Source organism: Proteus faecis, from assembly GCF_003144395.1.
GTDB lineage: Bacteria > Pseudomonadota > Gammaproteobacteria > Enterobacterales > Enterobacteriaceae > Proteus > Proteus faecis.
Genome location: NZ_PENZ01000036.1, coordinates 11,994 through 29,671, shown reverse-complemented (window position 1 = coordinate 29,671; position 17,678 = coordinate 11,994). Strand labels below are relative to the sequence as shown.

The window sequence follows — 17,678 nt, the reverse complement described above, 5'->3', positions numbered from 1 at the left end:
GAAGTGTTAACGATTATTTATATAAGGCAAGTAATTCGTTCACTTTGCTACGACCAAGTGTGTTGCTACTGATTGTTCTTCGGACTTTCACACTGTGTAGCTCTTTTGCGTTCACATACCACGTTTTTGTTAACGCAGTCTCATGGTTTGATATTAACACGGGTATCTGTCTCTCGTAAGCCAGCATTGAGGCAAGTTGAGCCAGATGTTCTTGCTCTTGAAAACTAAAGCTATTTGTATGGTATGACGTGAAATTTGCAGTCGGTGATAATGGCGCATAAGGCGGATCGCAATAAACGACGGCACCTTTTTTTGCATTAGTCATCGTTGATGAATAGCTTTGGCAAACAAATTCGGCTTTTTGTGCTTTTTCAGAAAACCAAATTAATTCAGTTTCAGGAAAATAAGGTTTTTTATAACGACCAAAAGGGACATTGTATTCACCTTTTGAGTTATAACGGCACAGCCCATTGTAGCAATGACGGTTAAGATAGAGAAATAACACACTACGCTGATAAGCATCTGTTGAACGATTAAACTCTTGTCGTAGTTGATAAAACTCTTCTGCGATATTCATTTGAGGGGTAAATAATAAGCGGGCATCCTTCATAAATTTTTCAGGATGTTGCTTTACCGTGTTATAGAGATGAATTAGATCACTATTTATATCGGCAAGAATATATGAATCGTATTCTGTATTTAGAAAAACAGAACCGGCACCCATAAAAGGTTCAATTAAACAATTACCCTCAGGCAGATGACGTTTAATGTCATCTACCAAAGGATATTTACCACCAGCCCATTTTAGGAATGCGCGTTTTTTTTTCATGCCGTCCAAATTTCTCAATCGTTTCAGAGTCGCCGATTGTACTCTGTTTCAGACAGCATATCAGCGGTGAACTTCGTCTTAATTATTTTTTTAGATCCTGATGAACATGTTTCATCGGTCTAACCCAAGGTTGTTTTGCTTGTACTGGCGCAGGTAAAGAAGAAACGGCCTGCTTGGCTTCGCTTATATTACGATAATTTCCATAGATGAGTACATACCATGGATTACCATTACGCTGTGTTTTGTAAATAGCGTAGTTTCCATTGAGGTTCTTTTTAGCGAAAGCCTCTAAGGTATCTTGGCGACTTGCACCACTTAATTGCAACGTATAGTTAGTAGCAGGAATAGAACTTAAATTACCTGCTGATAATGAACCTGAAACAACAGGTTTAGTTGTTGCAGGTTTAGTTTGCGTTGTTGCTGGAGGTGTCACTGGTTTTGTCGGTGGTGTTTTTACTTCAGCCGGCTTTTGTACAGGTTGTACTGGTTTGGTGACGGGGGCTTGTGTAACCGGTTGTTGCGGTTTTGGTTGTTGTGCGTTTAATTGCTGATTAGCCGCTTGATTGATGCCCGCTTGTTGTTGATTTAAAGAATCAACGATATCTCCAGGGATCTCAACACGTTGACCTTGTGAATCAATCATTGGTGGTAAGTTTTGTGAAGGTGGTGTTGCAGGCTGTATCTCTTGCCCAGAAATAGATTGAGGAGCCGATGGCTGACCATTTTCTGAAGGCGTAACGGATGACGGTTGTTGAGATAGATCGATATTTCTTTCTGTATTGGTTGAAGGTGCTGGTTCAGTTGTTTCTGGTGATTTTAATGCTGAGCTTATTGCGATAATTAGCAGAATAAGGACTAAAACACCAACACCAATCATCATCTGTTGACGGGATACAGAGAATCGTGCATTTTTTAATGGATTGCTACGAGGTCGATTGGCTCGACGTTCAGGCCTATCCGATGTATCAGGTTTGAGTGAATTATTACCCTTGGTTTCATTATCAGGTTTGAACTCGTCCATTATGCCCTCCGTCAGAGCGTCAAAAAGCGAAAAATATTCTATTCAGCTTAGCCATTACCTCATAGTATAAGGATGAAACGTTTTTTCTGAAACGTTGCATTTGACAATATTAACCAGAATTTTCCTTAATTGAATGTTCTGGTTTATTTCTGGTCAGGTAATGGGGTGCTTAATTTGCATTAATGCAAGATGTTATCGCTTTGTGGACTTGTTCGCGAGTAATATCGGCACGTAATTCGGATTGACCGATACCTTTTGGTAAAACAAGGTGTAATTTGCCACCAGATACTTTTTTATCTCTCATCATATGAGGTAAATAGTCATCAGGTGTCATTTCAATAGGACCATTGACGGGGAGGTTGGCTTTCTCAAGCAATTGAATAACACGTTGCGTCTCTTCTTCAGTGAATTGACCCAGTGCTTGAGATGTTCTTGCCGCCATTACCATGCCTGCGGCAACGGCTTCACCATGCAACCAAACACCATATCCCATATGCGCTTCAATAGCGTGTCCATAGGTATGGCCAAGGTTGAGTAGTGCGCGCAAACCACTTGTTTCTTTTTCATCAGCGGCGACAACGTCAGCTTTTAACTCACAGCAACGGCGGATACAAAATGCCATGGCTTTAGGATCAAGAGCTAAGAGTTTATTAATATTATTTTCAAGCCAGATAAAAAAGTCTTTATCTAAAATGATGCCATATTTAATAACTTCAGCTAAACCCGATGAAAGTTCACGAGGCGGTAATGTGGCAAGACAATCGAGATCGATAACAACAGAAGCAGGCTGATAAAACGCACCAATCATGTTTTTGCCAAGAGGATGATTAACCGCGGTTTTTCCACCCACAGAAGAATCGACTTGTGACAATAGTGTTGTTGGTACTTGGATAAAGCGAACACCACGTTGATAGCTTGCTGCGGCAAAACCGGTTAGATCACCAATAACACCACCGCCTAATGCGATAAGTGTTGTATCTCGATTGTGATTTTTTTCTAATAATGCAGTAAAGACATCATTCATGATCTCAAGCGATTTATATTGTTCGCCATCAGGCAAAATTACGCTATCAACCAAAACACCCTGTTTTTTTAAGGTGTTTGTTACCTTTTCTAAATAGAGTGGGGCAAGTGTCACATTTGTGACTATCATAACTTGCTGCCCTGATGTTAATGGTAAAAAGGTATCTTCTTGATGAAAAAGGCCAGAAGCAATGGTAATGGGATAGCTTCTTTCACCTAATGTGACAGTGATTTTTTCCATAACAGTGGCCTTCTTCTTATTGTCTTTACTTAACCTTGTAAATAGCTGAATTTATTAGTTTTTTTCTAATAATTCAATTATTTGATTGGCTACAATTTTTGCACTCTGATCATCAGTATGAATAGTGATGTCAGCAATCTCTTCATAAAGAGGATTACGTTCTTCAGCTAATGTCTCTAAGACATCACGCACAGGTTCAACACCTTGCAATAAAGGACGTTTTTTATCACGTTGGGTACGAGCGAGTTGTTTTTCAATGTTGGTTTCTAAATAAACAACCACACCACGTGCAGATAGTCTGTTACGGGTTTCTCGCGATTTCACCGAACCACCACCGGTTGCAAGTACAATGCCTTGTTTTTCAGTAAGTTCGTTGATTATTTTCTCTTCTCGTTGACGGAAGCCTTCTTCGCCTTCAACATCAAATACCCAACCTACATCCGCACCTGTACGCCGCTCAATTTCCTGATCGGAATCATAAAACTCCATACTAAGTTGTTGAGCTAACTGACGACCAATAGTGCTTTTGCCGGCACCCATAGGCCCAACCAGAAAGATATTACGTTTCTCTGCCATGTTTTTGGTATTACTAAGATATTCGTTAATGATAACCCGCCCCGCCAAATTCATTCAGCGACGGGACCTAAACTGAAATTTATGAGTGTTTATCTAATTCATGCCTGATAACATTTGTTATCCACTCTCATAATAAGACTGAGTTCTTTCAGTAGATCGCTATAAAATAACCACATGCTGTCATAAGTGACAACATAGGATAAAAATCCCTTTGCCCACAGTACATAACGAAAACTACTAAAAAGTAATTATCTTTGTTGGCAATGCGGAGATTCTAACACAATTTAGTCGGAAAACCGCATCTGATAATATTGTCTTTTTCGTCATCAATCGATCAATATTACATATAAAAAGCCCTACCTCCAAGAATAGAGGAAGTGCATAAAATGTATCCGTATTTTTATTGTGATGTTTCAGGCTCACTCAAATTAGCTAACCCTTGTAAGCTAAATCGTCCTCATCGTCAAATCTATAAATACAGATTATAAGAAAAAACAATGAATAACTCTCAATTTAATCTTGGTAAAAAACATATAATTAATTGTATTTTATAATAAAATTACTTTTTACATAAAAAATTAGATTAATTTGGGTGTAATAAAAATAACCAATTCATGGCGACTGTGTTGATCTCTTTTATGACTGAAAAGTACGCCGAGTAAGGGAATAGAGGATAAGAAGGGTATTTTTGCCGTGTGCTCTTGCTGTTTTTGCTGAAATATACCTCCTAACATAATGGTTTCTCCATCACGAATTGCCACTTCTGTGCTGATCTCTTGTTTATCAATTGACAGATGTTCACTTCCACCTTGAACAAGAGCAATGCCCGGTGTGTTTTGACTAATTTTAAGTATTAACCTTATCTTTTTATCTTTTTGAATAATGGGTGTGACTTCCATACCCAAGACAGCTTCTTTAAATTGAACTCGTGTAATTTCATTATCTCGACTGACATAGGGGATCTCCGTTCCTTGTTTGATGGATGCTGTTTTTTCATGAGCGGTTGTTAGTCGTGGACTTGCAATAATAGATAATTGTTTCTCTTGTTCTAACGCGCTTAATTCAAGCTCTAATAGGCGTCCATTGATTCTGGCAATGTTAAATGCAATATAGTGAAGGGGATTTTTGGTGTTTTGATGGAGTGATAGTGCAGAGAGTGAAGGTGTTGATAACGCTGAATTAAGTGAGGAGGTTGTTGAAATCGCATTAGGTATTGTGGATGTTGTTTCGGTTTGTGTTTTTAATGCTTGTAATCCCCATTGAGTGCCTAATTCATTTAAAGCATCCTGACTGCTACTGACAATATGCGCGGTGATATGAACTTGTTGTTGTGGGGTGTCCCGTAGTTTTAGCCAATCTTCTATTTCAGACAGTGTTTTACTATTATCAACAATTGAAAGGCTATTCGCTTCTCTATCAATAATAACCCGCCCTTGCTGACTAAGTAATGGAATAGTGTGATTAGTTAGTTGGTCACCTAATCTCTGTGCATCTGCATAATTTAAAGGAAAAAGTTGGTGATGCAATTCTTCAGGTTGCTCTGTCGTTGATATTCGTTCTTCAATAAAGGTAGAGGATATCGTTTCGTTATCGATATTCTGAGGAAAAAAGGGATCTCGGGTGTGAGCCCAAATGGTGGTTGTTATACATAATATGGCGATTAACATGCCTATCTTTATCATGATATATCACCCTGTATTGCATGAGGATAACTTAGTTCTGTCAGGCTCATTTGTACTGAAATTAGATGGTTTTCTATTGGGAAAATATTCAGAGAAATCAGTGCTAAACTTGTTTGATTGAGACATTCCAATAGTGTTAAAAACTGAGAATAAGACAAAGTAAATGTGAGTTTATGTAACGAGTTGGGCGTGTTTTCCCAAATTTCGGGGATAAATTGATAAATCATCAGTAAGCGTTGTAATTGCTCACTAACCGGTGAGTTATCGAATGGAATGTCATAATCTATCTGTTGTGTGATTAGTGAATTCATTGATGGCATTGTGTTTAATGTGTTTTGATGGTGATTAATTCGCTTTAGTCTTTGTGCTATTTCTAGGTGTTGTTGGGTTATTTCTTGCTGGTAGTCGGTGTAGATAAAGAGGTAATAAGCTAGCAGAGTAATAAAAGGTATCATTAAGCTTAGTAAAGTTAGTTTCCACTTAGGTAAAAACGCAATAAGTAACAGCCATTGTGCATTTTTTTTCATTGTGTTCCCTCATCATCGTCACTCCATCGCTCTTGTTCTTCTAATTTTCCGTTTAAATATACTTCTGTGTAAAACGGATCAATTTTGCTTTGTTGCACATAACTCAGCGCTAAAGAGGCTAAAGCTGGATGACTTTTAAGGTTGGTAATAAAGGTGAGTGATTGTGTTTTGGGGAGCGAGATGTGCAGTGAGCGTTGATTATCTGCCTCATCATAGTGGCTAATCCAACCCGTTGCGGGAAGATGTGTTTCGATAGCTCGAAAGAAGCGAATGTAATGTAAATAACGTAACCAGTTTTGATAATAGAGAGAGTAGTGTTGATAGCGTAAAAGTGTCTGTTTTTTCTGTTTTTGATATATATCGAGTTGTTTTAGTAATAAATCTTCTTGTTGTTGAGTCTGGTGTTGTTGGTCTGTTATAAGTGATTGTTTTTGTGCCAAATGATAGGTGCAATAGCTACATACAACGAAAATGATTATGAGCAATGATAGTGTTTGAGAAAGCCATAACAATGCTTTTTGTTTAAATAAACGGTGGCGCCAAGGTAGATAATTTATTTGATACATAACACCTCTTTAGGGCGTAATGCTAAACCTAATGCAACAAGTGGAATGAGATCTTTATCTGACGTTGTTTCAAATAAGTTGTGGGAACGATTGGGCCAAATAGGCATCAACTGGCTAAAATATTCTTCGTTATCGCCTGTTAAGTAACACTGTTTTAATGACCAATGATATTTTTCTATTAATTGGTAAATACAAGTTTGTTGTTCTTGTTGGTTTTCATAGGTAAGAGTACCGTAATGAGGCATATTTTCATCAGATGATACCCAAAGTAGTGTTTTGTTTTTACAGTATAAAAGTGGATTTTGAGGTGATAGGTTAAGGTAAGTTGCTAAATAACGCAGTGCACATGCTGGGGTATCAATCGCTGTTACTGTTAAGTTTATTCGAGAAAATAAGTCAATATACTTATCTAAAATCGTTTTGTGGCACAGATGAATAGCAAGTTTATCCTTATTCTGTCGATAATCAAAATTAACAGGGATTTTTGTATTTTGTGTGTAAGATGTAGCTCGTAGTTGCGCTAATCGATAACATGCTGCTGATGTAAGGGAAACTGTATGAGGCAGAGGGATAATTTGATAGCTTTCATAATGATCCGGTAGAGAAAGCGTAACATTATTAATAAAGGGTAAGTTTTTACGCCAATCCATTAAGATTTTTCTTAATTTTATATCATTTAAATCGTCATTAAGAGGTAAAGGGAATTGCCAAAATGTACTGATCTTCCATTGTTTATTCTGCTGAAATACCAAAATTGCATTGATATGATGAGTGTTAATTTCAATACCAATCTGATAATTGTGTGTTTCCATAAGTGATATCCATATCTATTGATGAGTAATTGCCTATTTTCAAAGAGGCGTTACCTTTATACTACGCACTGTTTGTTTATAAACCGCCCAATTCACACTACATGGGAAATTTAAGGTGAAGTTCTTAAAATATTTTTTCATCTTCGTTTTTGCTTGCATAATTTTGGGAGCAGCCTCGATATATGGTATGTATAAGTATGTTGAGCCTCAGTTGCCCGATGTCGCGACATTAAAAGATGTTCGTTTACAAACCCCTATGCAGGTATTTAGTGCAGACGGAGAGTTGATCGCGCAATACGGCGAAAAACGTCGTTTACCGCTAACATTGGAGGAGATGCCTCCTCAACTTATTAATGCCTTTATTGCAACAGAAGATACACGTTTTCGTGAACACCACGGTATTGACCCTATTGGGATCTCGCGTGCTGTTGTAGTGGCATTAACATCAGGACAAGCCTCTCAAGGCGCGAGTACCATTACGCAACAATTAGCTCGAAATTTCTTTTTAACACCTGAGAAGAAGTTAATGCGGAAAATAAAAGAAGCCTTTTTGGCGATCCGCATTGAGAAAGAGCTCACTAAAGATGAAATTTTAGCACTGTATTTAAATAAAATTTATCTAGGCAACCGTGCTTATGGTGTGGGTGCTGCGGCTTATGTGTACTTTGGTAAAAGTGTTCATGAACTTAGCTTAAATGAAATGGCAGTAATTGCTGGTTTACCGAAAGCGCCATCTACACTTAACCCACTCTATTCTTATGATCGCGCTTTAAAACGTCGTAATATCGTTTTACAGCGTATGTATGAAGAGAACTATATCACTCGTGCACAATATGAAAGTGCAAAAGCCGAGCCTATTGTTGCGAAATACCATGCACCGCAAATTGATTTTTCTGCACCTTATCTCACAGAAATGGTGAGAATGGAAATGTATGAGCGCTATGGTGAAAATGCTTATACCGATGGCTATAAAATTTACACTACCATTGTTCGTAAAGATCAATTAGCAGCAGAAAAAGCCTTGCGTGACAATGTTATCGACTATGATATGCGTCATGGTTACCGTGGTGCTCAAGAAGTTCTGTGGCGTGAAGGGCAAACGCCATGGGATAACGAAGCTATCAACAAAAAATTAAAAGGGATCCAAACTTATGGTCCTTTAATTCCTGCTGTTGTGTTATCCGCTGATGCGAAAGAAGCCAAAGTTATCTTAAAAACGGGCGACAATATTACGCTAGATTTAAAAGCGGTGCGTTGGGCTCGTAAATTTATTTCTGACACCTCTCAAGGCCCAACACCAACAAAGGTTGATGCCGTTGTGCGTGTTGGTGAGCAAATATGGGTACGTCAAAATAACGAAAACAATTGGGTATTAGCACAGATTCCAGAAGTGAATGCGGCGTTTGTTGCGTTAGATCCTATTAATGGCGGAATTATTGCGCTGGTTGGTGGTTTTGATTTTGAGATCAGTAAATTTAACCGAGTTTCTCAATCTTTACGCCAAGTTGGTTCAAATATCAAACCTTTCTTATATGCAGCTGCATTAGACAAAGGATTGACGTTATCCACATTGCTTAATGATTTACCTATTAGCCGTTGGGATGCGGGCGCAGGCACAGATTGGCGTCCTAAAAACTCCCCACCAACGTATGCTGGCCCTATTCGTTTACGTCAAGGTTTAGGCCAGTCTAAAAACGTGGTGATGGTACGTGCAATGCGTGCAATGGGGGTCGATTATGCTGCTGATTATCTATTACGTTTTGGTTTCCCTAATCAAAATATTGATAGAACAGAATCTTTAGCATTAGGATCACCATCCTTTACACCAATGCAAATGGTGCGAGGATTTGCTGTTATGGCAAACGGCGGATATCTTATCGAACCTTACTATATCCAACGTATTGAAAATGCGGATGGTGAAGAGCTGTTTACTGCAAAACCAAAGCTAGCTTGCCCAGATTGCACTGATATCCCTGTTATTTACGGCGATACCATGCGTTCTATTGCGTTATCTGATGACTATATGGAAAACGTTGCTCAATCTAATAAATCTCAGCCAGCAGTGGCTACGCCTGAAATTGAATTAGAACAAGCACCATTAGCTGAGACTGTAAAAGAAAGCCCTTATGCGCCACATGTTATTAGCACACCTCTGGCTTACTTAATGCATGATGCATTAAGAACAAACCTTGTGGGTGAACCGGGATGGTCTGGTACTGGTTGGCGTGCTGTTCGTGATCTTAAACGTCAAGATATTGGTGGTAAGACAGGAACAACAAACAGTTCTAAAGATGCATGGTTCTCTGGATATGGTGCCAATATTGTTGCTACAGCTTGGATTGGTTTTGATGATAGTAGTCGCAATTTAGGTCGAACTGCCGCGAGTGGTGGTGAAGCGGGGGCGAAAACAGCTCAACCTATTTGGAACGACTTTATGAAAGTGGCTCTAGATGGCGTACCAGTTAATATGATGCCTGTACCACAAGGTGTTGTGGCCGTTCAAATTGATAGAAGAACTGGGAAATTAGCAGGTGATGGCCCTTCAATGAAAGAATATTTTATTGAAGGGACTCAACCGACAGAAAGAGCAAAAAATGAAGTAGGAACAAAGATTTTTGAGGATAATGGCGAATCTAACGAGTTATTCTAATTAATCAAAAATAAAAACCGGATGTTAACGTCCGGTTTTTTATTATCTATTTATTTTGTAATAGATAGCGGTGAGCTAAGAAAAGGGCACTGACATTACGAGCTTCTGTAAAGTCTGGATGATCGAGTAAGTCCATCATTTTTGCAATAGGCCAATGTATTTGGAACAGCGGCTCAGGCTCATCCCCTTCGAGTTGTTCTGGATAAAGGTCACGTGCAATGACAATGTTCATTTTGCTAGAAAAGTAAGATGGCGCCATAGAAAGCTTAGCGAGTTCTATGAATGAGTGGGCACCATAGCCAATTTCTTCTTTTAGTTCACGGTTGGCAGCTTGTAGGGCATTTTCACCAGGATCAATTGCGCCTTTTGGAAAACCAAAATCGTAATTTTCGATACCAACAGCGTATTCACGAATAAGAATAAGATTGTCATCAATGATAGGAACAATCATAACGGCTTCACGATTAGCGGGTTTCATTCGCTCATAAGTGCGTTTTTCTCCGTTACTAAACTCTAGATTAACGGATTGGATCTGAAATAATCGAGAACGGGCGATGTTATCAATGTTTAATATATTGGGTTTTTTTAGTTCTTTCATAACAGCCCCTGACAGAATAGAGATTAACCTGAATTTAACACATTAATGACAAAATAAATCTAACAATTAGATTTAGCTTTTAAAGGAAAATTGAGTACACTCCGCTATTAAACCTAGTTATTTATTGATTTTTTGAGAATATTATTATTTATTGATTCGCTATTTTACCTGAAGATAGCATCGTTAGCGGATATAAACTTGATAATAGATATAAATTATAACGCGACTTCAAAAATATAATCTATTGTATTTAAATAAAAAATAGAACAAAAGAATAGGAATTGCCTTATGTTGGGCAGGGTTTTAAATTTGTTATTGTTACTACGCAGCATCAGTATAAGTATGGGGAAAAAATGAGACTATCAGTCATTATATTGGCTATCTTGATGATAAGCCTATTTATAATGGCCGCCTTTCTATTTTTTAAAAGAAGGCGGCTTGATGGTTCACATCATCTCCCATCTCTTGCAAAACCTACTTATCGCAAGCTCACTTCTGATGACTATGGGCTTATTAGTGATTATTTATCTTATTTTGGCACATCTGACTTCTCTTCTGGCTATTCATTACAAAACTTCCCCGAGATGCCGATTAAAGGTGAAGTCGTTACTACTTTAAGAAATATCGTCAACCGCTTTGCTGGTTCTAGTGAAGGATTAAATCATTGGCGTTATTATATTGATGCTGTAGAAATTCACATTCCCCCGCTACTTGTTCCTTATCTTCAGCAAGAAAACGTCCTCGATGTTGTTTGTACCCCTTCGATCCCTATCGTTGTTGGTGTGAATGGACATTTCTTAAAAGATGAAAAAATTCATTTTTCTGCTTTAAGTTTAAAACAGCTCTCTGAACCTATATTGGCAAATGGTTCCTCAACAATTCAAAAGAATGAAGGTGATGCGGCTCACTTATTACAAATCCGAGAAGAAACCAACGAAGAATATCGATTACATAACTCATCTGGTTTTTGGGATGGCTCTTTTATTTGTATAGGGCTCACGTTGTGTCTAACAGCCTTAATGATGCCTCAAGTTTTTCTGCCGTGGATCCTAGCGACTGGTGGTGCTTTTCTTGCTGTTGGTATTTTTTTGATCCACAACCCTCTGATCAAACCACGTAAACAAGAAATTCACTGTTTTAAAGGGCGTTTAAAGCGCTGGGGGCTTTTTGGCAATTTTGATCATGGGCAGGTAAAAAATGTTTCTTTAGGGGGGATTGATCTTGTTTATCCACCTCATTGGGAGCCTTATATTCAAAGTGATATTGATAAGGTGACTTATTTAGAAATGTATCCAAGTCATCATGTTGTAAAGCAAGGAAACTACCTTTCATTGCATGATGAAGAAAAAAATTATCCATATAAACGCTATATTAAAAATATTATTTTCGTTTTCTGGAGCCTGTTTATTATTGGCATGTTGTATCTTTATCAACCTCTTTCCCTTTCAATGAAACTCAGTTTTTCATGGCTTAAAGATACAGAACCTCATTTAGTCACCAATTTTACTGAACTGGAAACAACTGATTTACATGTCGGGGATATTATCCAAGCAAAAGGGGTTGGGATGTGCTACATGCCACCTAATTTATCCAGTAAGAATAATAAAACGATTTTTGCGCCTTTTGATTGCTCAGGGATTTACTGGAATAACAGTAATCCAATGCCAATGCCTGAATCGAGCACGATAGAAAAAGCTGCCGCTTTATTACATATGGTCGAAGAGCAATTACATCCTGTTTCTAATAACCGAGTTAATCCAAGTTTAGGCCAAGCGATCACTAAATCAGGGATGAATTTGTTAGATAATTTTGATGGTATTGTGTTGAAAACACAGGATTTATGCCCGCGAGAAAATGAATGTATTCGCCTGAAAATGGCGCTAGTTAACTTAAGTAATGTCAATGATTGGGATGCATTGGTTCAACGAGCTGAAAGTGGTAAATTAACCGGAACCAATGTTTTATTACGTGCAGTGAGTGCTGAGGCCTTGGAAAAGCTTATCGACACCACCACATCTTCTTTTATCTACCGAGAAATAGATAAAGCCGCAATACTGTTAAACAGTCCTCCTCCGGGTGGGGTACTGTTAATCAGTGATGAAAGAAAACAGCTTGTTGATTACGCTTCAAGTTCAAACTCCGTGTTTGAACCTACTCCGTTAGAACAGTGGCGAGAACTACAACGTTTATCCGATATTTTATTACATACACCTTTTGATACGGGTGGGGTAATAACAGGCATGGTTGTCGATGCGAATGGTACGTTACAGATATTTTTACATAGCCTGCCAGATTCGATGACAATGTTATATTACATTGGTAATACGTTATTATTGTTTATCGCTATTGGGTTCTTAATATTGAACCTATTTCTTATCATCCGGCGTCGGCGACAAAACAACCAACGCATGAATAAAATCAGTCTCTATTATGAGCACTGTTTTTATCGCCCTCCTCAGTAAGTCCCTTGTTGTGGAAGGCTATGTGTTTACACTATCGCCTTCATAAAGAAGTTGAAGTTAAGGAGAAAGGGATGAATCAACTATCTCAAGAAAGTGGCGTTCGTTTAGATAAATGGCTTTGGGCTGCACGTTTTTATAAAACGCGCGCTATCGCTCGCACAATGATTGAAGGTGGCAAAGTTCACTACAACGGTGTGAGAGGTAAGCCAAGTAAAACCGTTGAAGAAGGCGCTGAAATACGTCTACGACAAGGTAATGATGAACGGACGGTAATCATTCTGATGGTAAGTTCACAGCGACAAGGTGCTACTCAAGCCCAAGCGCTTTATTGTGAAACACCAGAGAGTATTGCTAAAAGAGAAAAAATTGCTCTGGCAAGAAAAATGAATGCGTTAACAATGCCTCATCCTGAGCGTCGCCCTGATAAAAAGGAAAGACGCACCTTACTTCGCTTCAAACAGACAAATTTACAAGAATCGGATTAACCGATTCCCTGAAATGAGAGAAAATCATGTCTAAAAAAGACTCTTTATCACGTTTTTTATTCGAAAAAAACGCGGTACGTGGTGAATTGGTCAATGTGACTGAAACCTATCAATCAATGCTTGAAAATCACCATTATCCTGAGCCAGTTCAACACCTTCTGGGTGATTTGCTGGTGGCGACCAGTTTGTTAACAGCTACGCTTAAATTTGAAGGCGATATTACAGTTCAAATACAAGGTGATGGTCCTGTGCGACTAGCTGTGATCAATGGAAATAACAATCAACAAATGCGTGGTGTTGCACGTATTGGGGATGATGTTAAAGCAGGTAGTACCTTAAAAGAGATGATCGGGAATGGTTTTATGGTCATCACAGTGACACCTGAAAAAGGTGAACGTTATCAAGGTATTGTTGCTCTTGATGGTGAAACTATTGAAGCTTGTATTGATAACTACTTTAAGCAGTCAGAACAGTTACCTACACGGGTATTTATTCGTAGTGGTATGCAAGCGGGCAAGCCAGCTGCAGCGGGTATGCTATTACAAGTATTGCCTGCTTCAGAAGAGTTCACAGCAGAGCATACAGCTGAGCATTTTGAATTGCTTACACAGTTAACACACACAATCAAAGCTGAAGAGCTATTTACGCTAGAGACTAAAGAGATTTTACATCGCTTATATCACGAAGAAGATGTCACTCTTTATGATCCTCAACTTGTTGAATTTCATTGCACTTGTTCGCGTGAACGTTGTGAAAATACATTAGTAACATTGTCGAAAGAAGATGTGAACCACCTGTTGCAAGAACAGGGAAATATTGATATGGAATGCGAATATTGTGGAACACACTACATCTTCACTGAGAGTGATATTAATAATATCAATGCGTTAGATGATTCTGAATTACACTGATTCGATTTAGCAAAGCTGTTTTATCAAAAGGACGCTATTTTGCGTCCTTTTTTATTCAATAATTTTTCTTTAGTTTTGTGCATTAGTTCTCGTTCTTAACATAAAAAAATTATAAATTTTCAAAATATTGATAACAATCGCTGTTAATTACTCGTAACACCTTAATATTATTCGTAGAAAGGTCTATTTATCAGGAGCGAAACTATGAGCGTTAAAGGTCTTACCCCTAAGGATCTCCAGCAGTACGGTATTAAGGACACAAGTGAAATCATTTATAACCCAAGCTATGAGCTGTTATTTAATGAAGAAACCAAACCAGGATTAACAGGTTATGAACGAGGCACACAAACCTCGTTAGGCGCTATTGCCGTTGATACAGGTATATTTACTGGACGTTCTCCGAAAGATAAATACATTGTTCGTGATGATGTTACTCGTGATACCGTATGGTGGGCTGATCAGGGGAAAGGTAAGAATGATAATAAGCCACTTTCACAAGAAGTGTGGAATGACTTAAAATCATTAGTTACCAACCAGCTATCAGGCAAACGTTTGTTTGTTGTTGATGCCTTTTGTGGTGCGAATGCGGATACACGTTTAAAAGTTCGTTTTATCACAGAAGTTGCTTGGCAAGCACATTTTGTTAAAAATATGTTTATTCGCCCTGAACAAGAAGAGCTGGAAAATTTCACACCAGACTTCATTGTGATGAACGGAGCGAAATGTACAAATCCAAATTGGAAGGCGCAAGGTCTGAATTCAGAGAACTTTGTTGCCTTCAATTTAACTGAACGCATTCAGTTAATTGGTGGTACTTGGTATGGTGGCGAAATGAAGAAAGGCATGTTCTCTATGATGAACTACTTTCTTCCTCTTAAAGGTATCGCTTCTATGCACTGTTCCGCAAATGTTGGCGAAAGTGGTGATGTTGCTATTTTCTTTGGTTTATCTGGTACAGGTAAAACAACACTTTCAACCGATCCTAAGCGTAAGCTGATTGGTGATGATGAACATGGTTGGGATGATGACGGCGTGTTTAACTTTGAAGGTGGATGCTATGCGAAAACTATCCACTTATCAAAAGAAGCTGAGCCCGATATCTACGGTGCAATTAAACGTGATGCACTATTAGAAAATGTGGTTGTTTTAGCGGATGGTTCTGTTGATTTTGACGATGGTTCGAAAACAGAAAATACCCGCGTTTCTTACCCTATTTATCATATTGATAATATCGTTAAACCAGTTTCCAAAGCCGGTCATGCTAAGAAAGTTATTTTCTTAACAGCGGATGCGTTTGGTGTGTTACCTCCTGTTTCACGTTTAACACCAGAACAGACACAATACCACTTTTTATCAGGTTTCACTGCTAAACTAGCGGGAACAGAACGTGGTGTGACCGAACCAACGCCAACATTCTCAGCTTGTTTTGGTGCGGCATTTTTATCACTACACCCGACACAATACGCAGAAGTTTTAGTAAAACGTATGCAAGCTTCAGGTGCAAAGGCCTATCTGGTAAATACTGGTTGGAATGGTACAGGCAAGCGTATTTCGATTAAAGATACACGAGCTATTATTGATGCCATCTTAAATGGTGATATTGATAAAGCACCAACGAAAACATTACCTGTGTTTGATTTAGAGATCCCAACAGCATTACCAGGCGTTAACAGCGAAATCTTAGATCCTCGCGATACTTATGCGGATAAAACGCAATGGGATACTAAAGCAGACGATCTTGCCGATCGTTTTGTGAAAAACTTCGATAAATATACGGATACCCCTGCGGGTCAGGCGTTAACTAAAGTTGGGCCAAAACGTTAATTCTTATTAGCATGAATAAAAAACACCAATCTCATAGTATGTGATTTTGGTGTTTTTTTATTTGAGAGTTTTTAGATAAAAAAAATCCCTGAAATGCGAGAAGCTTTCAGGGAATAGAAAAATAAAGTGAATTGTTTATTAGAGAAAAAGTGACTTTAGAGGGTGATAACCCAACTATGCTGTTACTGGAGGTAAATCAAACAGTAAAATTTCACTATCTTCATCACCAACGAAATGGATCATATCCTCATTCGCAATTGCTATTCCATCACTGGTGGTCGCAATAATGTCATTAATCGCTATCTTGCCTTTCACAACTTGTAGCCAAACATGACGACCTGTTTCGGCTTGATATTGTGCTTTTTCACCTTTTTTAAGGTTCCAGCGCCATAACGTCATATCTTGGAAGACTTTTAAAGAGCCATCACGAGCATCAGGCGATAAAATAAGCTGCTTGCTTACTGTCGTATCAAAACGGCGTTGATCGTAACGTGGTGTGATACCGACGGTGTTTGGCATAATCCAAATTTGGTAAAAATGCAGTCCTTTATCATTGTTTGGATTATATTCTGAGTGAGTAATACCTGTACCTGCACTCATTATTTGAAACTCACCTGCGGGAACATTTTCTTTGTTACCCATGCTGTCTTTATGCTCAATATTACCTTCAAGCACATAGGTTAAAATTTCCATGTCTTTATGAGGGTGAGTACCGAAACCTTCACCGGGTATTACGCGATCTTCATTAATAACGCGTAGTGCAGAAAATCCCATAAAATCACGGTCGTAATAATTTGCGAAAGAGAAGGTATGCCAACTATCTAGCCAACCATGATTAGCGTGTCCTCTTTCATTTGCTTTGCGTAGATAAATCATAATGTGTTTCCTTCTCTGAAGTTGTTGAACACAGTTTACTCAATAGCGCAAAGTAAAAAAGCGGAGGAATTTAACCTGAGGATCCAAATAATTTGAATAAGAGAAAATAAAAACATCGAATAAGTTCTAGAAAAGAAAAAGCCAGCACCCGGCTGGCTAAAGTAAAACACTGGAAGCAATGTGAGCAATGTCGTTCTTTCATATGACCCTGAAGGAGGTGCATCTGAAAGTGATATTAATGATAATAGTTCTCAGTATCATTTGTAAAGTCTTTTTTTTAATCAAATTAGAAAAAAGAGCCAAAAAAGTCTTAACTCACTGATTAACGAGTTATTTTATTTTAATAATTTTTTAAAATATCAATATAACCAAATAGTTAACAACATTCTTTATGGGGTCATTTATAGAAAAAAGAAGAGAAAACATGGCATAAAACCAGAGAGAAAGAAGGGGTATAAGGCATTTTGAGTCGTTATCGAGAAATACCAGAAGAAAAAGCCATCACTGATTGATGATGGCAGGTTTTCATTATATATGACGTATAAGTTTATAAAATTACAAAACCGATATTTATAACTTTACTATTTACACATTT

General features: G+C 38.2%; 15 protein-coding genes. 5 read left to right on the top strand and 10 right to left on the bottom strand.

What is annotated here, in order from left to right:
- Positions 1-13: 13 nt before the first annotated feature.
- The 8 genes from dam to DK858_RS12865 all read right to left on the bottom strand — a co-directional run bounded on the left by dam (position 14) and on the right by DK858_RS12865 (position 7,277).
- Positions 14-829 carry an adenine-specific DNA-methyltransferase gene (gene dam, locus DK858_RS12900; RefSeq protein WP_109397764.1) on the bottom strand — a complete coding sequence of 272 codons (816 nt, stop codon included), beginning with the start codon at positions 827-829 and terminating at the stop codon, positions 14-16.
- A gap of 82 nt (positions 830-911) precedes the next feature.
- Positions 912-1,850 carry an SPOR domain-containing protein gene (locus DK858_RS12895; protein WP_109397763.1) on the bottom strand — a complete coding sequence of 313 codons (939 nt, stop codon included), beginning with the start codon at positions 1,848-1,850 and terminating at the stop codon, positions 912-914.
- Positions 1,851-2,019: 169 nt separating this feature from the next.
- A complete protein-coding gene (gene aroB, locus DK858_RS12890) occupies positions 2,020-3,114 on the bottom strand; it encodes a 3-dehydroquinate synthase (protein WP_109397762.1) in 1,095 nt (364 codons plus the stop codon).
- A gap of 54 nt (positions 3,115-3,168) precedes the next feature.
- Positions 3,169-3,690 (bottom strand): shikimate kinase AroK, encoded by a 522-nt coding sequence (gene aroK / locus DK858_RS12885; protein ID WP_012368596.1) that lies wholly within the window; start codon positions 3,688-3,690, stop codon positions 3,169-3,171.
- A gap of 578 nt (positions 3,691-4,268) precedes the next feature.
- The gene (gene pilQ, locus DK858_RS12880; RefSeq protein ID WP_370685749.1) at positions 4,269-5,369 is read right to left on the bottom strand and encodes a type IV pilus secretin PilQ; all 1,101 of its coding nucleotides are present in this window, start codon (positions 5,367-5,369) and stop codon (positions 4,269-4,271) included.
- Positions 5,369-5,899: a hypothetical protein gene (locus tag DK858_RS12875; RefSeq protein WP_109397760.1), complete on the bottom strand. Its 531-nt coding sequence runs from the start codon at positions 5,897-5,899 to the stop codon at positions 5,369-5,371. The genes pilQ and DK858_RS12875 overlap by 1 nt, the downstream gene beginning before the upstream one ends.
- A complete protein-coding gene (locus tag DK858_RS12870) occupies positions 5,896-6,465 on the bottom strand; it encodes a fimbrial assembly protein (protein WP_109397759.1) in 570 nt (189 codons plus the stop codon). Before DK858_RS12870 ends, DK858_RS12875 begins: the two co-directional genes overlap by 4 nt.
- Positions 6,453-7,277, bottom strand: a complete 825-nt coding sequence (locus tag DK858_RS12865) for a hypothetical protein (protein ID WP_109397758.1) — start codon at positions 7,275-7,277, stop codon at positions 6,453-6,455. The genes DK858_RS12870 and DK858_RS12865 overlap by 13 nt, the downstream gene beginning before the upstream one ends.
- A 115-nt stretch (positions 7,278-7,392) precedes the next feature.
- Between DK858_RS12865 and mrcA the strand changes: the two genes are divergently transcribed.
- On the top strand, positions 7,393-9,927 hold the full coding sequence (mrcA, locus tag DK858_RS12860; protein ID WP_109397757.1) for a peptidoglycan glycosyltransferase/peptidoglycan DD-transpeptidase MrcA: 2,535 nt from the start codon (positions 7,393-7,395) through the stop codon (positions 9,925-9,927).
- 46 nt (positions 9,928-9,973) lie between these two features.
- Here mrcA and nudE read toward each other — a convergent pair whose 3' ends face one another.
- Complete coding sequence (gene nudE / locus DK858_RS12855) at positions 9,974-10,525, bottom strand: ADP compounds hydrolase NudE (RefSeq protein ID WP_109397756.1); 552 nt, start codon at positions 10,523-10,525, stop codon at positions 9,974-9,976.
- 353 nt (positions 10,526-10,878) lie between these two features.
- Here nudE and umoB point away from each other — a divergent pair, with 353 nt between their 5' ends.
- The 4 genes from umoB to pckA all read left to right on the top strand — a co-directional run bounded on the left by umoB (position 10,879) and on the right by pckA (position 16,207).
- Positions 10,879-12,987, top strand: a complete 2,109-nt coding sequence (gene umoB, locus DK858_RS12850; protein WP_109397755.1) for a flagellar biogenesis regulator UmoB — start codon at positions 10,879-10,881, stop codon at positions 12,985-12,987.
- Positions 12,988-13,058: 71 nt separating this feature from the next.
- Positions 13,059-13,472 (top strand): ribosome-associated heat shock protein Hsp15, encoded by a 414-nt coding sequence (gene hslR, locus DK858_RS12845; protein WP_109397754.1) that lies wholly within the window; start codon positions 13,059-13,061, stop codon positions 13,470-13,472.
- 26 nt (positions 13,473-13,498) lie between these two features.
- Complete coding sequence (gene hslO / locus DK858_RS12840; RefSeq protein ID WP_109397753.1) at positions 13,499-14,383, top strand: Hsp33 family molecular chaperone HslO; 885 nt, start codon at positions 13,499-13,501, stop codon at positions 14,381-14,383.
- Positions 14,384-14,587: 204 nt separating this feature from the next.
- On the top strand, positions 14,588-16,207 hold the full coding sequence (gene pckA, locus DK858_RS12835; RefSeq protein WP_109397752.1) for a phosphoenolpyruvate carboxykinase (ATP): 1,620 nt from the start codon (positions 14,588-14,590) through the stop codon (positions 16,205-16,207).
- 174 nt (positions 16,208-16,381) lie between these two features.
- On the opposite strand, the gene DK858_RS12830 is transcribed toward pckA, so the two are convergent.
- Entirely contained in the window at positions 16,382-17,083 is a 702-nt protein-coding gene (locus DK858_RS12830) for a pirin family protein (protein WP_109397751.1), read from the bottom strand.
- Between the last annotated feature and the right edge of the window lie 595 nt (positions 17,084-17,678).

Excerpts from the sequence above, each read along its gene's own strand:
- dam (WP_109397764.1), bottom strand. The coding sequence starts at position 829 with ATGAAAAAAAAACGCGCATTCCTAAAATGGGCTGGTGGTAAATATCCT.
- DK858_RS12895 (WP_109397763.1), bottom strand. The coding sequence starts at position 1,850 with ATGGACGAGTTCAAACCTGATAATGAAACCAAGGGTAATAATTCACTC.
- aroB (WP_109397762.1), bottom strand. The coding sequence starts at position 3,114 with ATGGAAAAAATCACTGTCACATTAGGTGAAAGAAGCTATCCCATTACC.
- aroK (WP_012368596.1), bottom strand. The coding sequence starts at position 3,690 with ATGGCAGAGAAACGTAATATCTTTCTGGTTGGGCCTATGGGTGCCGGC.
- DK858_RS12875 (WP_109397760.1), bottom strand. The coding sequence starts at position 5,899 with ATGAAAAAAAATGCACAATGGCTGTTACTTATTGCGTTTTTACCTAAG.
- DK858_RS12870 (WP_109397759.1), bottom strand. The coding sequence starts at position 6,465 with ATGTATCAAATAAATTATCTACCTTGGCGCCACCGTTTATTTAAACAA.
- DK858_RS12865 (WP_109397758.1), bottom strand. The coding sequence starts at position 7,277 with ATGGAAACACACAATTATCAGATTGGTATTGAAATTAACACTCATCAT.
- nudE (WP_109397756.1), bottom strand. The coding sequence starts at position 10,525 with ATGAAAGAACTAAAAAAACCCAATATATTAAACATTGATAACATCGCC.
- umoB (WP_109397755.1), top strand. The coding sequence starts at position 10,879 with ATGAGACTATCAGTCATTATATTGGCTATCTTGATGATAAGCCTATTT.
- hslR (WP_109397754.1), top strand. The coding sequence starts at position 13,059 with ATGAATCAACTATCTCAAGAAAGTGGCGTTCGTTTAGATAAATGGCTT.
- hslO (WP_109397753.1), top strand. The coding sequence starts at position 13,499 with ATGTCTAAAAAAGACTCTTTATCACGTTTTTTATTCGAAAAAAACGCG.
- pckA (WP_109397752.1), top strand. The coding sequence starts at position 14,588 with ATGAGCGTTAAAGGTCTTACCCCTAAGGATCTCCAGCAGTACGGTATT.
- DK858_RS12830 (WP_109397751.1), bottom strand. The coding sequence starts at position 17,083 with ATGATTTATCTACGCAAAGCAAATGAAAGAGGACACGCTAATCATGGT.